Consider the following 20,547-nt stretch of genomic DNA (forward strand, 5'->3'; position numbering starts at 1 on the left):
TCGCGCCATGTTCTTCACCTACCTCCGGCGCGAGCTGCGCCGCCGCAGAAAGGCGGCGCTGGTCGTCGCCTCGGGGCTGGCCCTGGGTATCGCGCTGGTCATCGTGGTCAGCTCGGTGTCGACCGGGATGACCCGGGCGCAGGGCAAGGTCCTGCAGTCGCTGTACGGGCTCGGCACCGACATGACCGTCACCAAGGCCGCCGCCCCGCCCGGCAGTTCGGACGAGGGGCGGCCGCGCTTCAAGTTCGACGCCAAGGGCAGCGGCGACAGCACCAGCCAGTCCAGCGACCGGGTGATGGTGCAGGGCTTCCAGACCCTCGCCTCCTCCACCGTCGACCAGGTCGGCAAGCAGAGCGGGGTGGCGGACGCCGTCGGCGGGCTGAACCTGACCGTACTGAAGGTCAACGGGCAGTTCACCCGCGGCGAGTTCAAGCAGTTCCGGCAGGAGCAGCGCGCCAAGGGCGGCGGGGGCGGTGGCGGTCCGCAGGGTGAGGTCCAGGGCGGCGGCGCCTCCTTCGACGTCAACTCCTTCACGGTGTACGGCACGGACGTCGCCAAGCAGCAGCTCGGCCCGCTGACCTCCTCCAAGATCACCTCGGGCCGTACCTTCCGTACCGACGAGGGCGCCGCCAAGGTCGCGGTCCTCGACAGCGCGTACGCCAAGGAGAAGAAGCTGGCGACCGGCGGCAGCATCACCGTCTCCAACATCGCGTACACGGTCATCGGGGTCGCCACCGCCGACAGCGGGGACGCCGCCGCCAACGTCTATCTGCCGCTCGCGCAGGCGCAGACGCTCGCCGGTGCCAAGGACAAGATCACCACGGTCTACGTCAAGGCCGCCGACTCGCAGCAGATCTCCGGGGTGAAGTCCGCGATCCAGAAGAACGTCTCGGGGACGACGGTGACCACCTCGGCCGATCTCGCCGACACCGTATCGGGCTCCCTCTCCACCGCCTCCGACCTGGCCTCCAGCGTCGGCAAGTGGCTCTCGATCGTCGTGCTGGCCGCCGCCTTCCTGGTGGCCGGGCTGCTCACCTCGTCGGCGGTCAGCCGCCGGGTGCGGGAGTTCGGCACGCTCAAGGCGCTCGGCTGGAAGAGCGGCCGGGTCACCCGCCAGGTCGTCGGAGAAGCGCTGGTCAACGGGCTGATGGGCGGGGTGCTCGGCATCGGCCTGGGCCTCGCGGGCGCGTACGCCGTCACCGCGATCAGCCCCACGCTCACCGCCAAGCTGGGCGGCGGGGGCGGCGGGGGCGGCGGCAACGGTGGCTTTGGCGGGGGCGGTGGCTTCGGGCGGCGTACCGCGGCCAAGGCCGTCGACATCGCCCTCACCGCGCCGGTGTCCGTCACCACCATCGGCCTCGCAGTGGCCCTGGCCGTCGCGGGCGGTCTCGTCGCGGGCGGCTTCGGCGGCTGGCGCGCCTCCCGGCTGCGCCCGGCCGACGCCCTGCGCCGCGTCGAATAGCCGCCGCGCACCGCTCACTCACGTACGTACGAAAGGAACCGACCCCGAGTCATGTATGAACTCAGCGGCGTCACCAAGCGGTACCGGCGGGGCAAGGACACCATCGACGCGCTCGCCGGAGTTGATCTGACCATCGAGGACGGCGGCCGCCTGGTCATCCAGGGCCCCACCGGCGGCGGCAAGTCCACCCTGCTCCAGATGCTCGGCGGGCTCGACCGGCCCACCGAGGGCAGCGTCGTCCTGGACGGCGTCGACCTGGCGAGCCTGCCCGAGGCGCGGCTCACCAAGGTGCGGGCCGAGTCCATCGGCTTCGTCTTCCAGAGCTTCAACCTGATCCCGACGCTCACCGCCCAGGAGAACGTCGAGACCGCCCTCGTCCCGCTCGGCCTCAAGGCCGCCGACCGGCGCGAGCGCGCCGCCGAGGCGCTGGCCTCGGTGGGCCTCGGCGAGCGCCTGGCCCATCTGCCCGGCGAGATGTCCGGCGGTCAGCAGCAGCGCGTCGCCATCGCCCGCGCGGTCGTCAAGCGCCCCAAGGTCCTGCTCGCCGACGAGCCCACCGGCAACCTCGACGAGGGCATGCGCGACGAGATCATGGAGGTGCTCGAAGGCCTGTGGAAGGAGCACGGGTTGACCTTCGTCATGGTCACCCACGACACCGCCCTGGCCCGCCGCGCCCCGCGCATCGCCGTCATCCGCAAGGGGAGGGTGACGATCACGGAGAACGCGTCGGCGGCGTGACGGGAGCCGGGCGGTCGCCGGGGCCCGAGAGGTCCGGGGCGGCCGCCCAGCTCGCGAGGAGCCGCAGCGAGTCCGCCGACGGCGAGCCCGGCTCCGCGTAGTACGTCACCAGCGACAGGTCGTGCTCCTCGGGCAGCTTCAGCGTCTCGTACGACAGCGTCAGCTCGCCCACCACCGGGTGGTGGAGCCGCTTGGTGCCGTGGCCCTTCTGGCGCACGGTGTGGGCGGCCCACAGCGTACGGAACTCGTCGCTCTTGACCGAGAGTTCACCCACCAGGGCCGTCAGCAGCGGGTCGTCCGGATAGCAGCCCGCGCACAGCCGCAGCACGCCCACCACCTCGACCGCCTTGTCCTGCCAGTCCACGTACAGCTCGCGGGCGGTCGGGTCGAGGAAGATATGGCGGGCGAGGTTCCGCTCCTCCGCCGGGAGGTCGACGAAGTCGCCGATGAGGGCGGCGGCCATCCGGTTCCAGGCCACCAGGTCGAGCCGGCGGCCCAGGATGTACGCCGGGACCGCCTCCATCGAGTCGATCAGATGGTGCAGCTGCGGCCGCACCGCTGCCTGCCGCCCGCCGCCGGACTTCTTCTTCTTGGTGGCGGTCGGCTTGGCCAGGTGGGTGAGGTGCTGCTGCTCGGCGTCGGTCAGCCGCAGCGCCCGGGCGATCGCGTCGAGCACCTCGGCCGACACGTTGTGCCCGTTCCCCTGCTCGAGCCGGGTGTAGTACGCGACCGACACCCCGGCCAGCTGGGCCAGCTCCTCCCGGCGCAGCCCCGGCACCCGGCGGTGCCGCCCGAAGTCGGGCAGGCCCACGTCCCCGGGCTTGAGCCGGGCCCGGCGGGAGCGGAGGAATTCGCTGAGTTCGGCACGCTGGTCCATGACAACCCAGTATCCGCCGTCGTACGACCGCGAGCCTGACCCTGCCAGTAGTACGCACGCCAGGCGTACGTACGGCGGACGTACGCGGAACAGGGGGCTGGGTGGCGGGCGGCGGCTGCGGCACCGTGGACGGCGTACCCGAGAATCCCGAGGAGTCAAGGCAATGACCACCGTCGCCGCCTACGCAGCCCCCGCCGCCAAGGCCCCGCTGGAGCGCACCACCATTGAGCGCCGCGCCGTCGGCACGCACGACATCCTGATCGAGATCAAGTACGCCGGCATCTGCCACTCCGACATCCACCAGGCCCGCGAGGGCTGGGGCGAGGCCATCTTCCCGATGGTCCCGGGCCACGAGATCGCCGGTGTGGTCACCGAGGTGGGCCCCGGCGTCACCAAGTACGCCGTCGGCGACCGCGTCGGCGTCGGCTGCTTCGTCGACTCCTGCGGCGAGTGCGCGCAGTGCGCGGCAGGGCAGGAGCAGTTCTGCGCCCAGGCAGTCGGCACGTACAACGCCATCGGCCGCGACGGCGAGCCCACCTACGGCGGCTACTCCACCCACGTCGTCGTCTCCGAGCGCTTCGCGGTCCGCGTCCCCGACGCCCTGTCGCTGGACGTCGCCGCGCCGCTGCTGTGCGCGGGCATCACCCTCTACTCGCCGCTCAAGCGGTGGCAGGCGGGCCCCGGCAAGAAGGTCGCGATCCTGGGCCTGGGCGGCCTCGGCCACATGGGCGTCAAGATCGCGCACGCGCTCGGCGCCGAGGTGACCGTGCTCAGCCAGACGCTGCGCAAGCAGGAGGACGGGCTGAAGCTGGGCGCCGACCACTTCCACGCCACCAGCGACCCGAAGACGTTCGAGCAGCTCGCGGGCTCCCTCGACCTGATCGTCTCCACGGTCTCGGCCCCGCTGGACCTGGGCGCGTACCTCGGGCTCCTGAAGCCGGGCGGCGCGCTGGTGAACGTGGGCGCCCCCGAGGAGCCCAACCAGCTCAACATGTTCGGCCTCATCGGCGGCAACAAGATCCTCGCCGGTTCGATGATCGGCGGCATCGCGGAGACCCAGGAGATGCTGGACTTCTGCGCGGAGCACGGCCTGGGCGCGGAGATCGAGCTGATCCGCGCGGACGAGGTGAACGAGGCGTACGAGCGGGTGCTGGTGAGTGATGTGCGGTACCGGTTCGTGATCGACGCGGCGACGATCTGAGGGTCGGGTTGTTGTTGGGGGGGGGCGCTTACCTGCCAGGTAATCGACCCCCCTCCCCGCCCCCGGCAGGATCAGGTCATCCGAACGGCATCACTGACCCGGAGGCCGCCATGACTGCCTACGCCATAGCCCACCTGCGCCCCACCGACGGCCCCGTCCCCGAGGAGGTCTTCGTCTACATGGAGCGCATCCAGGAGACCTTCACCCCCTTCGGCGGCCGCTTCCTGGTACACGGGACGACGGTGGAGGTACGCGAGGGAGAGTGGCCGGGAGCCCTGGTCATGATCGGCTTCCCGAGCATGCCGGAGGCCCGATCTTGGTACGACTCCCCGTCCTACCAGGCCCTCCTCCCCTTCCGTACGAACCACATCCCGGGCGACTTGGTGTTGGTGGAGGGGGTGGGGCCGGATTACGACGCGGGGGAGACGGCGAGGGGGTACAGGGAGGCGCAGGCGGGGGCGTGAGGGGGTGCCCCGTAGGGGCGCGAGGAACTGCGCGCCCAGCCACGCACGGTCCGCAGACGACCGGTGGTTTTGGGGGCGCGGGGAACTGCGCGACCAGCCCCCACCGGGCCCGCAGACGAAAACCCGCCCCCCCGGAGGGCTACGCGGGGAACTGCGCGACCAGCCACACTCAACCCGCACTCGAAGTGACCGCCTCAACACCCGCCCCCACGGGGCCACCGGTAAGGCGAGTCCAACCGGTACACCCCAGCACGCGGCACCGTGACCCGCGTCCACTCCCCATCCCGCCCCACACACGCCCCCTCCACCCGCAACCACGGCGAATAAGCAACCCGCACCGTCACCGCCCCCGCCCCCGGCATCCGAACGACCAGCGTCGCATCATCCCCCCGCACCACCACCCCCGGCGCCGACACCAACGGCACAGCCCCCCGCACCCGGTACACGCTCCAGTGCGCATCCCCCCACACCCGCTCCAACCACGGCACCCCGCCCCGCACGAGCGCCGCCTCGGCCGTCGCGGGCCCGTCCGGCAGCCCGTCGTGGAGTACGACGAACCCGACGGCCCACCGGTCGAGCCACGCCCGGTACGCCGACGCCGAGAACGACCCGTCGTAGAACAGACGCCCCCGCTCGACGTCCAACTGCCGGTTCCACCCCCGCGCGTTGTTGACGTACGCGCCGAGCACCGCCGCCTCGCGGTGGTTGCGCGCGGGCACCACCTCCACCCGCGTCCGGTCGGCCCCAAGTCGGCGCAGCTCGTCGACGAGCCCGTCGGCGTGCGACGCCCACGCGGGCGTGACCGTGGACACGTCGGTGTCGTCGAGCGTCTTGTCCCGCAGCCAGTTGACGGAGATGAGCAGCACCACGGCGAGCACGACCCGCCGCGTACGGTCGAGCCCGGGCGCGAGCAGCGCGGCGAGCAGCACGGGCGGCCCGGCAAGCCCCACGAGCCGCTCCACGTTCGACCCGATCGGCGAGGCGACGACGTACGTGAGGACGACCCCCACCGCGTACACGGCCGCCCCGGCGCGAACGACCCGCCACGTACGGGACGGCGGCGCGGCGACCAGCAGCGCGGCGCAGACGCCGAGCGGCATCCACAACTTGCCCAACTGCATGGGCTGTTCGCCCTCGAAGGGGAAGAGGAGGGTGGTGGCGCCGACGATCACGCACGGCGGCACGCACAGGATGGCGGCCTTGCGCCACTGCCGATCGAGCCCGTACGCGGCCCCGACGACGAGCAGGAAGAGCCCGGCGACGGGGCTGGCCATGGTGGCGAGAGCACTGCTCACGAAGGCGAGCGGCAGCCCGATTCGAGAGCGCCGGACCGAACCAAGAGCGGTGCTCTCGACGAGCGGGGCGGTGGCCGACCCCACACGCCCCTGCACCACCCCACACGCCACCAGCGCGAAAACGATCCCCACCGCGAATGTCGTCCGCCCCGACACGACGTTGCACCACAGCGCCGCCGCAGCGAGCAGCGCGGGCCACACGCCCCGCCAGGGCCCGTCCCCCCGCGCGCCCTCCGCCCGTACGAAGAGGAGGGCCATCAGCCACGTACTGGCGACACCCGCCGCCACCGACACCGTGCGGACCCCGAACGCCGCCATCAGCCACGGCGTCAGCAGGCTGTAGTTGGCGGTGTGCGCGCCGCCGTACCAGGACAGGTTGTACGCGGACCCCGGGTGCCGGGACGCGAACCCGGCCCAGGCGAGCTGGGCCGCGAGGTCGCCGCCGCCGGTGGCGAGGACGAGCGCCCACACCGCGTACAGCGGAAGGACCGCCAGCGTCACGACGGCGGGCACGCGCAACTCGGGCCGCAGCCACCTCCGACGCAGTGGCGAGACGGCTGTGCCGTCGGCGGTATCGGTCCCGTCGGTCCCCAGGACCTGGCTGCTGATGCCCACGCGCCAACCCTACGATCGCCGAACGACGGGCAGACAGAGGACCGTCAGAGGGCGATTGTCAGACCCCTTCCCTACGCTCGAAGGCATGATCACCACACTCGCCGTCGAGAACTACCGGTCACTGCGGCACCTCGTCGTGCCCCTCGACCGCCTGAACGTGGTGACGGGCGCCAACGGCACCGGCAAATCGTCCCTGTACCGCGCATTGCGGCTGCTCGCGGACTCCGCGCGCGGCGGCGCGGTCGCCGCCCTCGCGCGCGAGGGCGGGCTGCCGTCGACACTGTGGGCGGGCCCGGAGAAGACGAGCCGCGCGGTCCGCGAGGGCCTGCGCCCGCTCCAGGGCACGGTCCGCACCGAACCGGTGAGCCTGCGGCTGGGCTTCGCGGGGGACGAGTTCGGTTACGCGGTCGACTTCGGGCACCCCGGAGGCGCGGCGGGCGACCCGGCCTCCCTCTTCACGCTCGACCCGGAGATCAAGCGCGAGGCGATCTGGAGCGGCCCGGTGCTGCGCCCGGCGTCGGCGCTCTCCGAGCGGTCGGGCCCGGCGGTGAAGGTGCGCGCGGCGGACGGCACGTGGCACCGCTCGTCGGGCGAGATCAGGCCGTACGACTCGATGCTGGGCGAGCTCGCGGACCCGCAGCGGGCGCCGGACGTGCTGGCGGTGCGCGAGCAGATCCGCGCCTGGCGCTTCTACGACCACGTACGCACCGACGCGCACGCGCCCGCGCGGGGGACGCACGTCGGCACGCGTACCCCGGTCCTGAGCGGGGACGGCGCGGACCTCGCCGCCGCGCTCCAGACGATCCGGGAGATCGGAGATCGGGAGGCGCTGGACGAGGCGGTGGACGCGGCGTTCCCCGGCAGCCGGGTGGAGATCGACCTGGTGGGCGGCCGCCTCGAACTCCGCCTCCGCCAGCACGGCTTGCTGCGCCCCCTGACGGCGGCGGAACTCTCCGACGGCACCCTGCGCTACCTGCTCTGGGTGGCCGCGCTGCTGACCCCGCGCCCTCCCGCCCTGATGGTCCTGAACGAGCCGGAAACAAGCCTCCACCCGGACCTCCTGGCCCCCCTGGCCGACCTGATCCGCACGGCGACGACCCACACCCAAATGGTGGTAGTCACTCACGCCCGCCCCCTGGCCCAGGCCCTGTCGCGCCGGGCCAACGTCATAGAACTGGTGAAGGAGTTCGGCCGCACGGTGGTGGAGGGCCAGGGAATGCTGGACGAGCCGCTGTGGCATTGGCCGAAGAGGTGAGGGGGGCTGGGCGGAAGGAACTCAACGCGCCCCAGCCACCACGGCCTCCGCGATCCGCACGGCAACGTGCGCCGGAACCATCCCGACATCCACCCAGGGCATCCCCCGCCCACTAACAGTGGGCCGCAACCGACCAGCCTGCCCCTCAGGCACCCCGAGCCCTTCAAGGGCCACCTTCAACGCCTGGGTGGCTTCCTGGGCCCGATCCCAGCCGCCGCGCCATTCGTGCATCTCCATCAGTGGGCCGCCTTTCGATGCTGGCGCAACAGTCTGTATTCCAGTGGTTGTTGCGTCTTCAATGTGGCCTCCTGTCATTGGCCCTGACACGGCAATGATTCCCCCAGCCATGACGGCAGCCCAGCCACATTCACGTTGTGGACTAAAGATCATCACGGCAGGACGACGACCACTCCCGTAGCTTCTCCCGGGCTGCTTCATCGAACAGGGCCTGCTCTTCGTATCCGTCGAACTCGTCCAGATAGGCCCTGATGTCCCGCGCATCTCTGAACACTATTGATCCAGTGGTCAGCTCGGCCGTGGCCATCCTGTCGTCATAGATGGTGAACGTATTCAGCGGGAGTCCCGGCGTGCGTGTACCGACGGGGATGACTCCGAGCCGTACGTTCGGCAGGTGCGTAAGTGACGCCAGTCGGTCGATCTGTACGGCCATGGCGTGAGGGCCGACGAGGGGGAACCGTACGGCTTGCTCGGTCAGGATGAACGTGAACCGTTTCGACGTGTCATAGAGAACCTGCTGGCCCGCTCCAGTTTTCCCGCTACGGCCTTGCTGGTGTCGGCCGGTGAATGCGTCAAGCTGGCCCGGACGTATTCCGGAGTGGCGAGCAGGCCGGTGATCAGCGAGAGCAGGAAGTACCGCAGATGCCCGGAGGAGGCTTCCAGGGCCTTCAACTCCGCCTGCCGAGTCCCCAGCCCCGCGCGTCGCAGACTTCGCAGGTTCCGCCACTCGGTGTTCGCGAGCCGGGCCAGGGACATGACCCGGTCGATTGCTTCCGGTGGAGCGTCAACGCCTCTCAGATACTGCTCCACGTCCACGAGGGACGGGCGCACCCTGCCGTTCTCGATCCGGCTCACCTTGGACTGGGAGATGTTCATTCGCCTGGCAAGCCGGTCCCCGGAGAGACCTGCCGCTTTGCGCAGTCCTTTCAGCGTGGCCGCCAGCTCTTCTGTGGACCGGCCGAGCTGTTCGGGCTCGAACGTCACCCGCTCACGTACTCCGAGAAGGGCACCGACTCGGTTACCGCGATGTGCTGGTACGCGATGAACGGCGCGGGATCGCCCTCGTACAGCTCGCGACCGATCTGCCTGCCATCCGACTCGTAGTGCATGAGCACGACCGTGGAGCGATCGAAGAGCCAGAAATCCTGAACCTCGACCAGCGGGTTCTCGCGGTCGGTCACATCGAGGATGCGGATGTCCTCTCCGGCCAGCACGTGAGGCTCGTAGTAGCGAGAGAACTCGAATCGCAGATACTCGGAGAGCGGGCGGGTGAGGACGCGCACACGCCCGTTCGTCCTGCCGTCCGCGCGCTGTCTCTTGATCCGGTCGGTGTAGCCGGACCTGTAGGACCCGGGGTCGATGCGCTTGCCGTCCCTGAACGCCTGGATCTCCGCCTCTTCCTGCGGCATCAGGTACTGCGGAAGCGTTTCGAGCCGCCAGGCTTCCGCGTGGAAGTCACGGAACATCGCCCGCCACTCATCACCATCCAAGAGCACGCACGGCCTCCCGCAGCACCTCTTCCGGGATCTCGACGAGCCCTTCCCCGGCCGGTGGCGTGAACGCCTGGGAGAGGCCTCCCTGGATGACGATGGAGCCGGAGGCCGTGCGGTAGACGTTCGGGCAGTCCTCTTCTCCGCACGGGCCGCCGTTGCCGTTGCCCGTGAGCCGGGTCAGTTCTTCCCGCGCCATTGCCAAACCCCCTGTGCCGGGGCCCTGGTTGGGGCCTGTTCACCACGACGGTACGAGGGGTGGGCGCGGCCGTCCACGCGCGAACGCGGCTATGCGCGTCTTTGCATAAACCCGTGTCGTGCGCAGGCCCAGTCGCCCGGCTGCCCCGGCTCAGCCGGTCAGCCGTCCGCCCTCGCCACCCCGATCGGGCAGGAAACCCCCGTCCCCCCGATCCCGCAGTACCCGCCCGGGTTCTTGTCCAGGTACTGCTGGTGGTACGCCTCCGCCGGGTAGAACGTGCGGCCCTCCGCCGGCAGCACCGTCGTCGTGATGTCGCCGTGGCCCGAGGCCGTCAGGACCTTCTGGTAGGCCTCGCGGGATGCGGTGGCCGCTGCTTCCTGTGACGGGGAGTGGGTATAGATCGCGGAGCGGTACTGGGTGCCCACGTCGTTGCCCTGGCGGAAGCCCTGGGTGGGGTTGTGGGACTCCCAGAAGAGCTTCAGGAGGGCGGAGTAGGAGACGACCGAGGGGTCGTAGACCACGCGGACCGCTTCCGTGTGGCCCGTCAGGCCCGAGCAGACCTCGTCGTACGTGGGGTTCTGCGTGTAGCCGCCCTGGTAGCCGACCAGGGTCGTCCACACGCCCTCCGTCTGCCAGAACTTGCGCTCGGCGCCCCAGAAGCAGCCCAGGCCGAAGTCCGCCACCTCCAGGCCCTCGGGGTAGGGGCCCTGCAGCGGGTTGCCCAGGACCGTGTGGCGGTCGGGGACGGTGAATTCCGGCTCGGGGCGGCCCTTGAGGGCCTCCTCGGGCTCGGGGAGGACGGGCGTGCGGCTGTGCGGGAACATGCTGGGCTCCTCGGCCAGGGCGGCGGCTCAGTGGCTGTGGCAATGGCGGTCGCGGCTGGTTGCCTCGAAACCGAAACCGTCAGCCCTTGCAACGTTCGGGGACTGGGTGGGATTCCCCCGGACCCCGCCCTCAGCGCGGCAGCGTCGCCGGGTTCCCCCCGTTCGCCTCGTACCCCGCCACCGCCAGCGCGCGGTATATCGCGTACTGCTCCGCCGGGTCCTGCGACAGCGTCCACGGCAGGGCGCCCACGAAGCCGTCCAGGTGGACGAACTGGTCCATCGCCTCCGACCAGCGCTCCGCGCGGACCAGGAAGAACGCCAGCAGATGGCGGACGTGGGCCAGGACCGGGTCGTCGGGGCGGGCCGAGTGGACCGCGTGCAGGGCGCCCTCCAGGGCGCGGCTCACCACCATCGTGCGGTGGAAGTCCGTGACCAGGACGATGTCGGGCATGTGCTCGTACACCGCGAACAGCGGCAGCGCCGCCAGCAGCGAGCCGTGCGGCGCCCGCGCCGCCGCCGACGTCGCGAACTCGTCCGCCAGCGTGCGCGAGCCGTGCCACTTCTCGCACCAGTAGTGCAGGGCGGACAGGTGCGCCCCCATGTGGTGCGGGGCGCGGTCGATCACCTTCGCCCAGAGCTGCTCGAATTCGGGGTGGGGGTAGGCCAGTCCTCGGGCCACCGCCAGTTCGACGATGTAGGGGATCGGGTCGCCGGGGGCCAGCAGTGCCGCCTCCGCGCAGACCGCGCGGGCCTCCTCCAGGATGATCCGGAAGTCGTCCTGCCCGGCCGACGACGAGCGCCAGGCCTGCTGGACCAGGAACTCCGCGTGCACCTGCGCCGCCCCCGCGTCCTTGGGCGACTCCGAACGCCACTTGCGCAGCCACGCGCCGCCGACGCCGGGGCGTTGCGCCAGCTCCAGCGAGGCCGCGCCCGCGAAGGCCTGGACGCGCTGCCAGCGCAGCTCGCCCTCCTTGGGCGTGCCCGCGAGCAGCTGCGCCGCCGCCCGCCACTCCTGGGTGGCCTGCACCACGTCCAGTACGTCCAGGAGGTCCTGGTCCGGGCCCGGCAGCCGCACGTCCAGCTCCTCCTGGCGCGCGAAGCCGTACTCCGCCGGGTCCGCGGCGTCGGGCGCGCCCGGCTCGGCCAGCTGGATGCCGGCCCGGCGCCGCCGCATCACCCACGGGCCCAGGGCCATCGTCAGCATGCACGCGGCGATCAGGATCCAGAGAATCTCCATGCCTCAAGCGAAGCAGACCCCACCGACTTCTGGCCAACCCGCACCCGGGCCTGTGGATAACCCGCCCCGGCCGCACCCCCTTCCGCGCCCGGCCTCACGAAGCCCGGCCTCACGAATCCCCCGCACCCGAATCTCACGTATCGGCGACCCGGATCTCAGCAACCGGCGAGCACCCCCACCCCCGCCACATGCGAACTAGGCTCTGGACCATGAGCCACGAGCACCTCGACAAGAGCTTCGAGACCATCGCGATCCACGCCGGTAACACCGCGGATCCGCTGACCGGCGCGGTCGTACCCCCGATCTACCAGGTCTCCACCTACAAGCAGGACGGCGTCGGCGGGCTGCGCGGCGGCTACGAGTACAGCCGCAGCGCCAACCCGACGCGCACCGCCCTCGAAGAGAACCTGGCGGCCCTGGAGGGCGGTGTGCGCGGGCTCGCCTTCGCCTCCGGCCTGGCCGCCGAGGACTGCCTGCTGCGTACGCTGCTGGTCCCCGGCGACCACGTGGTCATCCCCAACGACGCGTACGGCGGTACGTTCCGCCTCTTCGCCAAGGTCGTCTCCCGCTGGGGCGTGGAGTGGTCGGTCGCCGACACCTCCGACCCGGCGTCGGTGCGGGCCGCCGTCACCGACCGTACGAAGGCCATCTGGGTCGAGACGCCCTCGAACCCGCTGCTCGGCATCACCGACATCGCGGCGATCGCGGCGGTCGCCAAGGACGCCGGTGCCAAGCTCGTCGTCGACAACACCTTCGCCAGCCCCTACCTCCAGCAGCCGCTCGCGCTCGGCGCGGACGTCGTCGTGCACTCCCTGACCAAGTACATGGGCGGTCACTCGGACGTCGTGGGCGGCGCCCTCGTCACCAACTCGGCCGAGCTGGGCGAGGAGTTGGCGTACCACCAGAACGCGATGGGCGCGGTCGCCGGGCCGTTCGACTCCTGGCTGGTGCTGCGCGGCATCAAGACGCTGCCCGTCCGCATGGACCGGCACAGCGAGAACGCCGGGAAGATCGCGGAGATGCTGACCCGCCACCCCAAGGTCTCGCAGGTGCTCTACCCGGGGCTGCCCGAGCACCCCGGCCACGAGGTCGCGGCCAAGCAGATGCGCGCCTTCGGCGGAATGATCTCCTTCCGGGTCACCGGCGGCGAGCAGGAGGCGGTCGACCTGTGCGCCCGCACCAAGGTCTTCACCCTCGGTGAGTCGCTGGGCGGCGTCGAGTCGCTGATCGAGCACCCGGGCCGGATGACGCACGCCAGCGTCGCCGGGTCCGCCCTTGAGGTGCCGGGCGACCTGGTGCGCCTGTCGGTCGGCATCGAGAACGTGGACGACCTGCTGGCCGACCTCCAGCAGGCGCTGGGCTGAGCCCCCACACGTCACGCCTCGTACGTCACGTATATGACCCCGTAGGGGTCCCGGGTCGCCCGGGGCCCCTCACAGGCCCTCCACCGGTGGCGCCACCGTCGACGGCGGCGCCACCCACGGATGCACCCGCGCGGCCCACACCGTGAAGGCGACCGCCGCCGCCCAGAGCACCAGCCACATCAGCCACCGCGCGGCCCGGCGGCGGCGCAGCAGCCGCAGGCCCAACTCGGTGGCCCGTACGGTGAGTTCGGGCGGCACCGGCGGGTGCGGGCCCTCCAGGAGGCGGCGGACCTCCGCCTCCTTGCGGTCGGGCAGGCTCATGTCACCCCCTCCGCGCCGGCCCGCGGACGTACGCGGCGGGCGCCCGCCGGGGCGCTGCGCATCGTCGCGATCGCGCGCGTGCAGATCACCCGGACCCGCTCGGACGGCAGCCCGATCAGCGCGGCGACCTGCTCCTCGGCGACGCCCTCGGACAGCCGCAGCACCAGCACGAGCCGCTCCTGCGGGGTGAGCCGGGCCAGGACGCCCGTCGCCCGGTCGCGGTGGCGGTGGTAGCGCCAGGCGGTGCTCGCGAACCGGGCCACCAGCTCCTGGCGGGTGCGGTCGTACGGATCCTCGCCGCGCTCGGGGTCCCAGTGCGCGTACGTCCGCGCCAGGGCGGCGGTCAGCAGACGGCGGGCCCGCTCGTTGTGCTCGGGCGGCTCGCCGGTGAGCAGGGTGGCCGCATGCAGCAGCCGGCCCCCCGCGCCCGCCACGAACGCCTCGAACTCGCGGGCGCTGCGGCGCTGCCGTTCCGTCTGCCGCTCGCGCATGGCCTCATATGAAGCCCGTGCGCGCGGCAGGTCAAGAGGTCGGTGCGGCCGGGTCCTGGGCGGCCGACTGGCGGGCCGACAGAGCGGAGTTGAAGCGGGTCAGGAGGGTGCAGAAGGACTCCCGTTCCTCCTCGGACCAGCCGTCTGTCACCTGCGCCATGAGCTCGCGGCGCGAGGAGCGCACCTCTTCGAGGCGGGTCTGGCCGCGCGGGGACAGCTGGAGCACGACCGCGCGGCCGTCCTCCGGGTGCGAGGTCCGTTTGACCAGGCCCGTGTCCACGAGCGGGGCGACCTGGCGGGTGACCGTCGACGAGTCGATGCCCATGCCCGCGGCGAGCGCCTTGACGCCCATCGGGCCTTCCTGGTCGAGCCTGTTGAGCAGCAGATACGCCGCGCGGTCCATCGAGTTGCGGACCTGGCCGACGCCGCCGAGACGGGTCTGCTCCGCGCGGCGCGCGAAGATGGCCACCTGGTGCTGGAGGGCATCGAGGAGACCTGGGTCGAGATGGGAAGTCATGTCCTGAGTAGTGGGCATGGCCGGGGCTCTCTCGTGCGGCGGTCGGTGTGGTGGGGGACAGAGTACGCGGCCGGACCGGTACGCGTACCGGCCCTGCACAAAGCTGTGGACAACTGCCGGGAGGATCCGGCGCGGAGCGGCCGCCGGGCCCATGAGCTGCGAGACTTGCGGTCATGAGCTTCAGTACGCCTGACCCCTTGCGTCCCCTGATCCTCGACGACGTCCGCGGCGCGCAGAAGATGCTCGCGGGGGTCGCCAGGATGACCGCGATGGAGGGCTCCCGGCATCTGACGCAGCTGGTCGGCGCCCCGGTCCACCTCAAGTGCGAGAACCTCCAGCGCACCGGCTCCTTCAAGCTCAGGGGCGCCTACGTACGGATCGCGGGGCTGCGCCCCGAGGAGAAGGCCGCCGGGGTGGTGGCCGCCAGCGCGGGCAACCACGCGCAGGGAGTGGCGCTGGCCTCCTCGCTCCTGGGCGTGCGCTCCACGGTGTTCATGCCGGTCGGCGCGCCCCTGCCGAAGGTCGCCGCGACCCGGGAGTACGGCGCGGAGGTCGTCCTGCACGGCACGGTCGTCGACGAGACACTGGCGGCGGCGGAGGCGTACGCGCGCGAGACGGGCGCGGTCTTCATCCACCCCTTCGACCACCCGGACATCATCGCGGGCCAGGGCACGGTCGGCCTGGAGATCCTGGAGCAGTGCCCGGAGGTGCGCACGATCCTGGTCGGGATCGGCGGCGGCGGTCTGGCCGCGGGCATCGCGGTGGCGGTGAAGGCGGTCCGCCCCGACGTGAAGGTGATCGGCGTGCAGGCGGCGGCCTCGGCGTCGTATCCGCCCTCGCTGGCCGCCGGGCACCCCGTGGCGATCGACCCGGCGCCGACGATGGCCGACGGGATCAAGGTGGGGCGGCCGGGGGACGTGCCGTTCGCGCTGGTCAAGGAGCTGGTGGACGAGGTCCGCACGGTCACCGAGGACGAGCTCTCCAGCGCGCTGCTGCTCTGTCTGGAGCGGGCCAAGCTGGTCGTGGAGCCCGCCGGGGCGAGCCCGGTGGCGGCGCTGCTGAGCGATCCGGGGGCCTTTAGGGGCCCGGTGGTGGCGGTGCTGTCGGGCGGCAACGTGGACCCGGTGCTGCTCCAGCGGATCCTGCGGCACGGGATGGCGGCGGCCGGGCGCTATCTGAGCCTGCGGCTGCGTCTGCCGGACCGGCCGGGGGCGCTCGCCGCGCTTCTCAGGTCGTTGTCAGTGGTCGACGCTAACGTCCTCGATGTGAGCCACGTACGGACCGACCCGAGGCTCGGACTCACGGAAGTGGAGGTGGAGTTGCACCTGGAGACGAAGGGGCCGGAGCACTGCCTGGAGGTCGGGTCGGCGCTGCGGGAAGAGGGATACCAGGTCATCTCCTGACCCGGTGTCAGGTCTTTCCCGAGGTCGCACCGATGTCCGTACCGATCTCCGTACCGATGTCGGCACCGAAGGTGCCGTATCTCTTGAGGAAACGCGATACATCGCGTTAGTCTGTGTTCCGCGCCACAGCTCCACCGGGCATCACATGCCCGGCAAACCTAGGATTTGTGTACGAAACGACACCCAACTCTGGGGGTACCCAACATGCCAGGCGCCATTTACGCCGAAGGCCTGGTGAAGACGTTCGGCGACGTAAAGGCTCTGGACGGCGTGGACCTCGATGTCCCCGAGGGCACGGTTCTGGGCCTGCTCGGCCCCAACGGCGCCGGCAAGACCACCACCGTGCGCGTCCTGACCACCCTGCTCCAGCCCGACAGCGGCCGGGCCACGGTCGCGGGCATCGATGTGCTCAAGCATCCCAACGAGGTGCGCCGCGCGATCGGCCTGTCCGGTCAGTTCGCGGCCGTCGACGAGTATCTGACCGGCCGTGAGAACCTCCAAATGGTCGGCCAGCTCTACCAGATGAAGGCCAAGGAGGCCAAGGCCAGGGCGGGCGAGCTGCTCGACAAGTTCAACCTCGCCGACGCGGCCGACCGCCCCGCGAAGACGTACTCCGGCGGTATGCGCCGCCGGCTCGACCTGGCCGCCGCCCTGGTCGTGTCGCCGCCCGTGATGTTCATGGACGAGCCGACGACCGGCCTCGACCCGCGCAACCGGCAGCAGCTGTGGGAGGTCATCCAGGAGCTCGTCGCGGGCGGCACCACCCTGCTGCTCACCACGCAGTATCTGGAGGAGGCCGACCACCTCGCGCACGACATCTGCGTGGTCGACCACGGCCGGGTGATCGAGCGCGGCACCGCCGACCAGCTCAAGGCCCGCACCGGCGGCGAGCGCGTCGAGGTCGTGGTGCACCAGCACGAGGAGATCGAGCCCGCCCGCGCGGTGCTCGCCGGGTTCGGCAAGGGCGAGGTCGCCGTCGCCGAGCACACCCGCAAGCTCACCGTGCCGGTCACCGGCGGCGCCAAGCTGCTCGCCGAGGTCATCCGCGAGCTCGACAACCGCGGGGTGGAGATCGACGACATCGGGCTGCGCCGCCCGACCCTCGACGACGTCTTCATCTCCCTGACCGGCCATGTGGCCGAGCAGAAGGAAGAGGAAGAGGCAGAGAAGGAGGAAGCCAAGTGACCGCCGTCGTGGACACCCCGCGCCTCACGGCCCCGCAGCCGCGCGGGGGAGTGGTGCAGTCGGTGGGCGACTCGCTCGTCGTCGCCAAGCGCAACCTCATCCGGATGATGCGCATCCCGGAGATGATCATCTTCGGGCTGATCCAGCCGATCATGTTCGTGGTGCTGTTCAGCTACGTCTTCGGCGGCTCGGTCAGCATCGGTGGCTCCCTGGACCCCAAGGGGTACCGCGAGTTCCTGATGGCGGGCATCTTCGCCCAGACCGTCACCTTCGCCACGGCCGGCGCGGGCGCGGGCATCGCGGACGACATGCACAAGGGGCTCATCGACCGCTTCCGGTCGCTGCCGATGGCCCGCGGCGCGGTCCTCACCGGTCGCACGCTGGCCGACCTGGTGCAGACGGCACTGACCGTGGTGGTGCTCGCGATCGTCGGCCTGCTGGTCGGCTGGCGCGTCCACCACGGCATCCCCAAGGCGCTCGGCGCGTTCGCGCTGCTGCTCCTGCTGGGGTACGCGTTCTCCTGGATCGGCGCCCTGATCGGCCTCTCGGTGCGTACGCCGGAGGCGGCCACCTCGGGCGGGCTGATCTGGCTCTTCCCGGTGACGTTCGTGTCGAACGCGTTCGTCGCCACCTCCGGGATGACGCCGTGGCTGCGGCACGTGGCCGAGTGGAACCCGTTCAGCGCCACCGTCCAGGCGTGCCGCGATCTCTTCGGCAACCCCGGAGTGGTGCCGTCCAACGCCTGGCCGATGCAGCACCCCGTGATCGCCTCGCTGATCTGGTCGCTGGTGATCATCGTGGTGTTCCGGACGCTCGCGGTGCGCAAGTACCGCTCGGCGACGGCCTGAGCGGTACGGCGAAGCCCCCGACGTCCAGTGGGACGGCCGGGGGCTTCGTTCACGTACGTACGGAAAGGGCTCAGCCCGTGTACGGCGTGGCCGCGATGATCTTCACCGAGGCCTTCCTGCCGTTCGGCAGCTCGTACTCGGCGTCCTCGCCGATCTTCTTGCCGTTCACGCCGGAGCCGAGCGGGGACTGCGGCGAGTACGTCTCGATCTCGGTCGACGCGTACTCGCGCGACGCGAGCAGGAACTCCAGGGTGTCGTCCTCGTCGCCGTCGAATGCGATCGTGACGACCATGCCGGGCGCCACCACGCCGTCGGCGGCGGGGGTCTCGCCGACCTTGGCGTGCTCCAGGAGCTGGGTCAGCTGGCGGACCCGGAGCTCCATCTTGCCCTGCTCCTCCTTGGCCGCGTGGTACCCGCCGTTCTCCCGGAGGTCACCCTCCTCGCGGGCCGCCGCGATCTTTACGGCGATCTCCGTGCGCGCGGGACCAGACAGATACTCCAGCTCGGCCTTGAGCTGGTCGTACGCCTCCTGGGTCAGCCAGGTGACGTTGTCGCTGGTCTGGGTCACAGGTGCTCCTCGTCGGTACTGGGAATACAAGCGCATCGCCCTACCCAGAAGGATGTGCCTTCTCGGGCGGGCGAAACCACGAGCCTAACAATTCAGGGCGCGAAGGGGGAGGACGAAAACCGTAGGGAAATCGTCAGCGCAGGTCAGCGGGGGTGAGGCCGGGTCGTCGACCGGCGGGGCCGCCGGGAGCGCGGCGCGGGCCCGAGCCGGGCGGGCGCGGCGCGCGCGGGCCCGGGTCAGACCGACTTGCAGCCGACCAGGTCGACGGCGGTCGCCCGCGAGGTGGTCTGGACGGTGACCACCTCGTCGATGCGGCCCGTCCGCTGCTCGAAGCGGACGTCCTTGCGGCCCACCTCGTCGCCGCCGGTCTCCAGGGCGCGCAGGGTGCAGACACCGGTCTCGCCCTTGTCCTTGCGCACTTCCAGGTGGACCTCGACGGCCTTGGCGGAGACCACCTTGAACTTGATGACCTCGGCCGACACGGACTGCCCGCCCACGTAGTCGTAGCCGATCCAGCCGACCACACCGAGCAGGGCGACACCCAGGACCGAGCCGATGATCTTCAGCTTGCGGTCGGCGCGCTGGTCCGCGGTGCGCCCGTAGCGCCCCTCGGGAAGCGGTCGGCTTGCCGCGGCCATGTCGTCCTCCTGCTGCTGGGGGTGCCCGGAATTTTCCGCCCCCCGATTCGGTCACTATAGAAGCCGCCCATCGCGCCGGATCACAGAGGGCAACACCCAGGGCGCCGAATCACTGAGGATCTTGTCTTGACTGAGCAGCTGCGACTGATGGCCGTGCACGCCCACCCCGACGACGAGTCGAGCAAGGGCGCGGCCACCATGGCGAAGTATGTGTCCGAGGGGGTGGACGTGCTGGTCGTGACCTGCACGGGAGGCGAGCGCGGCTCCATCCTCAACCCGAAGCTCCAGGGCGACAAGTACATCGAGGAGCACATCCACGAGGTGCGCAAGAAGGAGATGGACGAGGCCCGCGAGATCCTCGGGGTCAAGCAGGAGTGGCTGGGCTTCGTCGACTCCGGTCTGCCGGAGGGCGACCCGCTGCCGCCTCTGCCGGAGGGCTGCTTCGCCCTGGAGGACGTGGACAAGGCGGCGGGCGAGCTGGTCCGCAAGATCCGCGCCTTCCGTCCGCAGGTGATCACCACGTACGACGAGAACGGTGGCTACCCGCACCCCGACCACATCATGACCCACAAGATCACGATGGTGGCGTTCGACGGGGCGGGCGACGCGGAGAAGTTCCCGGAGTCCGAGTTCGGTCCGGTGTACCAGCCGCAGAAGCTCTACTACAACCAGGGCTTCAACAAGCCGCGCACCCTGGCGCTGCACCACGCGATGCTCGACCGGGGCATGGAGTCCCCGTACGGCGAGTGGCTGGAGCGCTGGAAGGAGTTCGAGCGCGTCGAGCGCACGCTGACCACGCACGTTCCGTGCGCGGACTTCTTCGAGATCCGGGACAAGGCGCTGATCGCGCACGCCACCCAGATCGACCCCGACGGCGGCTGGTTCCGGGTCCCGATGGAGATCCAGAAGGACGTCTGGCCGACGGAGGAGTACGAGCTGGCGAAGTCGCTCGTCGACACTTCCCTCCCCGAGGACGACCTCTTCGCGGGCGTACGCGAGAATGCCTGATATGAGCGCAAGCCTGGCACTGACGCACTTGGTCCCGCTGGCCAAGGACATCGACAACGACAAGGTGACGCCCGGCGTCCTCGGCTTCGTCGTCTTCGCGGCGCTGGCCGTGGGGGTGTGGTTGCTGATGAAGTCCATGAACCGGCACATGGGGAAGGTCGACTTCGAGGAGGCTCCCGAGTCGGGACAGACTTCCCCGGCGGCCGCCGCGGGCGCCTCCGGCAAGGGTGATCCGCAGAAGGCGTGAGCCCCGCTGGGGTGTGGTGATCGGCTGCGGGGCCGTTGTGGCTGGTCGCGCCCACGCGGCGGA

The 20,547-nt window shown here is 70.9% G+C and carries 24 protein-coding genes; 11 read left to right on the forward strand and 13 right to left on the reverse strand.

What is annotated here, in order from left to right:
* The first annotated feature begins 7 nt into the window (after nt 1-7).
* The gene (locus tag IE252_RS14695) at nt 8-1,462 is read left to right on the forward strand and encodes an ABC transporter permease (RefSeq protein WP_190089846.1); all 1,455 of its coding nucleotides are present in this window, start codon (nt 8-10) and stop codon (nt 1,460-1,462) included.
* Between the two features lie 51 nt (nt 1,463-1,513).
* Nucleotides 1,514-2,200, forward strand: coding sequence for an ABC transporter ATP-binding protein (locus IE252_RS14700; protein WP_190089847.1), 687 nt, complete (start codon nt 1,514-1,516; stop codon nt 2,198-2,200).
* On the opposite strand, the gene IE252_RS14705 is transcribed toward IE252_RS14700, so the two are convergent.
* Nucleotides 2,175-3,077: a helix-turn-helix domain-containing protein gene (locus IE252_RS14705; RefSeq protein ID WP_190089848.1), complete on the reverse strand. Its 903-nt coding sequence runs from the start codon at nt 3,075-3,077 to the stop codon at nt 2,175-2,177. The genes IE252_RS14700 and IE252_RS14705 overlap by 26 nt on opposite strands.
* A gap of 163 nt (nt 3,078-3,240) precedes the next feature.
* Here IE252_RS14705 and IE252_RS14710 point away from each other — a divergent pair, with 163 nt between their 5' ends.
* Together IE252_RS14710 and IE252_RS14715 are read left to right on the forward strand one after the other, a co-directional pair.
* Complete coding sequence (locus IE252_RS14710; RefSeq protein WP_190089849.1) at nt 3,241-4,278, forward strand: NAD(P)-dependent alcohol dehydrogenase; 1,038 nt, start codon at nt 3,241-3,243, stop codon at nt 4,276-4,278.
* A 110-nt stretch (nt 4,279-4,388) separates the two neighbouring features.
* Nucleotides 4,389-4,742, forward strand: coding sequence for a DUF1330 domain-containing protein (locus IE252_RS14715; protein WP_190089850.1), 354 nt, complete (start codon nt 4,389-4,391; stop codon nt 4,740-4,742).
* Nucleotides 4,743-4,936: 194 nt separating this feature from the next.
* Here the strand turns inward: IE252_RS14715 and IE252_RS14720 are convergent, their stop codons facing one another.
* Nucleotides 4,937-6,550 carry a DUF8823 domain-containing protein gene (locus tag IE252_RS14720; protein WP_190090167.1) on the reverse strand — a complete coding sequence of 538 codons (1,614 nt, stop codon included), beginning with the start codon at nt 6,548-6,550 and terminating at the stop codon, nt 4,937-4,939.
* A 187-nt stretch (nt 6,551-6,737) separates the two neighbouring features.
* On the opposite strand from IE252_RS14720, the gene IE252_RS14725 reads away from it, so the two are divergent.
* The gene (locus IE252_RS14725) at nt 6,738-7,907 is read left to right on the forward strand and encodes an AAA family ATPase (protein WP_190089851.1); all 1,170 of its coding nucleotides are present in this window, start codon (nt 6,738-6,740) and stop codon (nt 7,905-7,907) included.
* Between the two features lie 379 nt (nt 7,908-8,286).
* Here the strand turns inward: IE252_RS14725 and IE252_RS44145 are convergent, their stop codons facing one another.
* The 6 genes from IE252_RS44145 to IE252_RS14750 all read right to left on the reverse strand — a co-directional run bounded on the left by IE252_RS44145 (nt 8,287) and on the right by IE252_RS14750 (nt 11,894).
* Nucleotides 8,287-8,736 (reverse strand): Scr1 family TA system antitoxin-like transcriptional regulator, encoded by a 450-nt coding sequence (locus IE252_RS44145; RefSeq protein WP_308434541.1) that lies wholly within the window; start codon nt 8,734-8,736, stop codon nt 8,287-8,289.
* On the reverse strand, nt 8,619-9,128 hold the full coding sequence (locus IE252_RS44150; protein ID WP_308434537.1) for a Scr1 family TA system antitoxin-like transcriptional regulator: 510 nt from the start codon (nt 9,126-9,128) through the stop codon (nt 8,619-8,621). Before IE252_RS44150 ends, IE252_RS44145 begins: the two co-directional genes overlap by 118 nt.
* A complete protein-coding gene (locus IE252_RS14735) occupies nt 9,125-9,640 on the reverse strand; it encodes a DUF6879 family protein (RefSeq protein ID WP_190089852.1) in 516 nt (171 codons plus the stop codon). Before IE252_RS14735 ends, IE252_RS44150 begins: the two co-directional genes overlap by 4 nt.
* Entirely contained in the window at nt 9,624-9,833 is a 210-nt protein-coding gene (locus tag IE252_RS14740) for a hypothetical protein (protein WP_190089853.1), read from the reverse strand. Before IE252_RS14740 ends, IE252_RS14735 begins: the two co-directional genes overlap by 17 nt.
* Before the next feature lie 158 nt (nt 9,834-9,991).
* A complete protein-coding gene (gene msrA, locus IE252_RS14745) occupies nt 9,992-10,657 on the reverse strand; it encodes a peptide-methionine (S)-S-oxide reductase MsrA (RefSeq protein WP_190089854.1) in 666 nt (221 codons plus the stop codon).
* Nucleotides 10,658-10,787: 130 nt separating this feature from the next.
* Nucleotides 10,788-11,894 carry a hypothetical protein gene (locus tag IE252_RS14750; protein ID WP_190089855.1) on the reverse strand — a complete coding sequence of 369 codons (1,107 nt, stop codon included), beginning with the start codon at nt 11,892-11,894 and terminating at the stop codon, nt 10,788-10,790.
* Nucleotides 11,895-12,103: 209 nt separating this feature from the next.
* Between IE252_RS14750 and IE252_RS14755 the strand changes: the two genes are divergently transcribed.
* Nucleotides 12,104-13,258 (forward strand): cystathionine gamma-synthase, encoded by a 1,155-nt coding sequence (locus tag IE252_RS14755; RefSeq protein ID WP_190089856.1) that lies wholly within the window; start codon nt 12,104-12,106, stop codon nt 13,256-13,258.
* 69 nt (nt 13,259-13,327) lie between these two features.
* Here the strand turns inward: IE252_RS14755 and IE252_RS14760 are convergent, their stop codons facing one another.
* Genes IE252_RS14760 through IE252_RS14770 form a run of 3 tightly spaced genes read right to left on the reverse strand, consistent with a single transcriptional unit; the run spans nt 13,328 to nt 14,605 of the window.
* The gene (locus tag IE252_RS14760; RefSeq protein WP_190089857.1) at nt 13,328-13,579 is read right to left on the reverse strand and encodes a hypothetical protein; all 252 of its coding nucleotides are present in this window, start codon (nt 13,577-13,579) and stop codon (nt 13,328-13,330) included.
* Nucleotides 13,576-14,070 carry a sigma factor-like helix-turn-helix DNA-binding protein gene (locus IE252_RS14765; RefSeq protein ID WP_190089858.1) on the reverse strand — a complete coding sequence of 165 codons (495 nt, stop codon included), beginning with the start codon at nt 14,068-14,070 and terminating at the stop codon, nt 13,576-13,578. The genes IE252_RS14760 and IE252_RS14765 overlap by 4 nt, the downstream gene beginning before the upstream one ends.
* 31 nt (nt 14,071-14,101) lie before the next feature.
* Nucleotides 14,102-14,605, reverse strand: a complete 504-nt coding sequence (locus tag IE252_RS14770; RefSeq protein WP_101389790.1) for a MarR family winged helix-turn-helix transcriptional regulator — start codon at nt 14,603-14,605, stop codon at nt 14,102-14,104.
* Nucleotides 14,606-14,760: 155 nt separating this feature from the next.
* Here IE252_RS14770 and ilvA point away from each other — a divergent pair, with 155 nt between their 5' ends.
* From ilvA to IE252_RS14785, 3 genes are all read left to right on the forward strand, one after another.
* Entirely contained in the window at nt 14,761-15,990 is a 1,230-nt protein-coding gene (ilvA, locus tag IE252_RS14775) for a threonine ammonia-lyase (protein WP_190089859.1), read from the forward strand.
* Nucleotides 15,991-16,194: 204 nt separating this feature from the next.
* Nucleotides 16,195-17,175 (forward strand): ATP-binding cassette domain-containing protein, encoded by a 981-nt coding sequence (locus IE252_RS14780; protein WP_190089860.1) that lies wholly within the window; start codon nt 16,195-16,197, stop codon nt 17,173-17,175.
* Nucleotides 17,172-18,023, forward strand: coding sequence for an ABC transporter permease (locus IE252_RS14785; RefSeq protein ID WP_190089861.1), 852 nt, complete (start codon nt 17,172-17,174; stop codon nt 18,021-18,023). Before IE252_RS14780 ends, IE252_RS14785 begins: the two co-directional genes overlap by 4 nt.
* A 70-nt stretch (nt 18,024-18,093) precedes the next feature.
* On the opposite strand, the gene greA is transcribed toward IE252_RS14785, so the two are convergent.
* Nucleotides 18,094-18,591, reverse strand: coding sequence for a transcription elongation factor GreA (greA, locus tag IE252_RS14790; protein ID WP_190089862.1), 498 nt, complete (start codon nt 18,589-18,591; stop codon nt 18,094-18,096).
* A 236-nt stretch (nt 18,592-18,827) separates the two neighbouring features.
* Nucleotides 18,828-19,229 (reverse strand): DUF4307 domain-containing protein, encoded by a 402-nt coding sequence (locus IE252_RS14795; RefSeq protein WP_190089863.1) that lies wholly within the window; start codon nt 19,227-19,229, stop codon nt 18,828-18,830.
* 126 nt (nt 19,230-19,355) lie between these two features.
* On the opposite strand from IE252_RS14795, the gene mca reads away from it, so the two are divergent.
* Both mca and IE252_RS14805 read left to right on the forward strand, forming a co-directional pair.
* Nucleotides 19,356-20,237 carry a mycothiol conjugate amidase Mca gene (gene mca / locus IE252_RS14800; protein WP_190089864.1) on the forward strand — a complete coding sequence of 294 codons (882 nt, stop codon included), beginning with the start codon at nt 19,356-19,358 and terminating at the stop codon, nt 20,235-20,237.
* Between the two features lies 1 nt (nt 20,238).
* Nucleotides 20,239-20,484, forward strand: a complete 246-nt coding sequence (locus IE252_RS14805; protein ID WP_190089865.1) for a hypothetical protein — start codon at nt 20,239-20,241, stop codon at nt 20,482-20,484.
* Nucleotides 20,485-20,547: the final 63 nt, after the last annotated feature.

The sequence above is a fragment of the Streptomyces melanogenes genome (assembly GCF_014649795.1).
Taxonomy (GTDB): domain Bacteria; phylum Actinomycetota; class Actinomycetes; order Streptomycetales; family Streptomycetaceae; genus Streptomyces; species Streptomyces noboritoensis.

What these genes read in the sequence shown, in the direction of transcription:
- IE252_RS14695 (WP_190089846.1), top strand. Translation starts at nt 8, where the DNA reads ATGTTCTTCACCTACCTCCGGCGCGAGCTGCGCCGCCGCAGAAAGGCG.
- IE252_RS14700 (WP_190089847.1), top strand. Translation starts at nt 1,514, where the DNA reads ATGTATGAACTCAGCGGCGTCACCAAGCGGTACCGGCGGGGCAAGGAC.
- IE252_RS14705 (WP_190089848.1), bottom strand. Translation starts at nt 3,077, where the DNA reads ATGGACCAGCGTGCCGAACTCAGCGAATTCCTCCGCTCCCGCCGGGCC.
- IE252_RS14710 (WP_190089849.1), top strand. Translation starts at nt 3,241, where the DNA reads ATGACCACCGTCGCCGCCTACGCAGCCCCCGCCGCCAAGGCCCCGCTG.
- IE252_RS14715 (WP_190089850.1), top strand. Translation starts at nt 4,389, where the DNA reads ATGACTGCCTACGCCATAGCCCACCTGCGCCCCACCGACGGCCCCGTC.
- IE252_RS14725 (WP_190089851.1), top strand. Translation starts at nt 6,738, where the DNA reads ATGATCACCACACTCGCCGTCGAGAACTACCGGTCACTGCGGCACCTC.
- IE252_RS14740 (WP_190089853.1), bottom strand. Translation starts at nt 9,833, where the DNA reads ATGGCGCGGGAAGAACTGACCCGGCTCACGGGCAACGGCAACGGCGGC.
- msrA (WP_190089854.1), bottom strand. Translation starts at nt 10,657, where the DNA reads ATGTTCCCGCACAGCCGCACGCCCGTCCTCCCCGAGCCCGAGGAGGCC.
- IE252_RS14750 (WP_190089855.1), bottom strand. Translation starts at nt 11,894, where the DNA reads ATGGAGATTCTCTGGATCCTGATCGCCGCGTGCATGCTGACGATGGCC.
- IE252_RS14755 (WP_190089856.1), top strand. Translation starts at nt 12,104, where the DNA reads ATGAGCCACGAGCACCTCGACAAGAGCTTCGAGACCATCGCGATCCAC.
- IE252_RS14760 (WP_190089857.1), bottom strand. Translation starts at nt 13,579, where the DNA reads ATGAGCCTGCCCGACCGCAAGGAGGCGGAGGTCCGCCGCCTCCTGGAG.
- IE252_RS14765 (WP_190089858.1), bottom strand. Translation starts at nt 14,070, where the DNA reads ATGCGCGAGCGGCAGACGGAACGGCAGCGCCGCAGCGCCCGCGAGTTC.
- IE252_RS14770 (WP_101389790.1), bottom strand. Translation starts at nt 14,605, where the DNA reads ATGCCCACTACTCAGGACATGACTTCCCATCTCGACCCAGGTCTCCTC.
- ilvA (WP_190089859.1), top strand. Translation starts at nt 14,761, where the DNA reads ATGAGCTTCAGTACGCCTGACCCCTTGCGTCCCCTGATCCTCGACGAC.
- IE252_RS14780 (WP_190089860.1), top strand. Translation starts at nt 16,195, where the DNA reads ATGCCAGGCGCCATTTACGCCGAAGGCCTGGTGAAGACGTTCGGCGAC.
- IE252_RS14795 (WP_190089863.1), bottom strand. Translation starts at nt 19,229, where the DNA reads ATGGCCGCGGCAAGCCGACCGCTTCCCGAGGGGCGCTACGGGCGCACC.
- IE252_RS14805 (WP_190089865.1), top strand. Translation starts at nt 20,239, where the DNA reads ATGAGCGCAAGCCTGGCACTGACGCACTTGGTCCCGCTGGCCAAGGAC.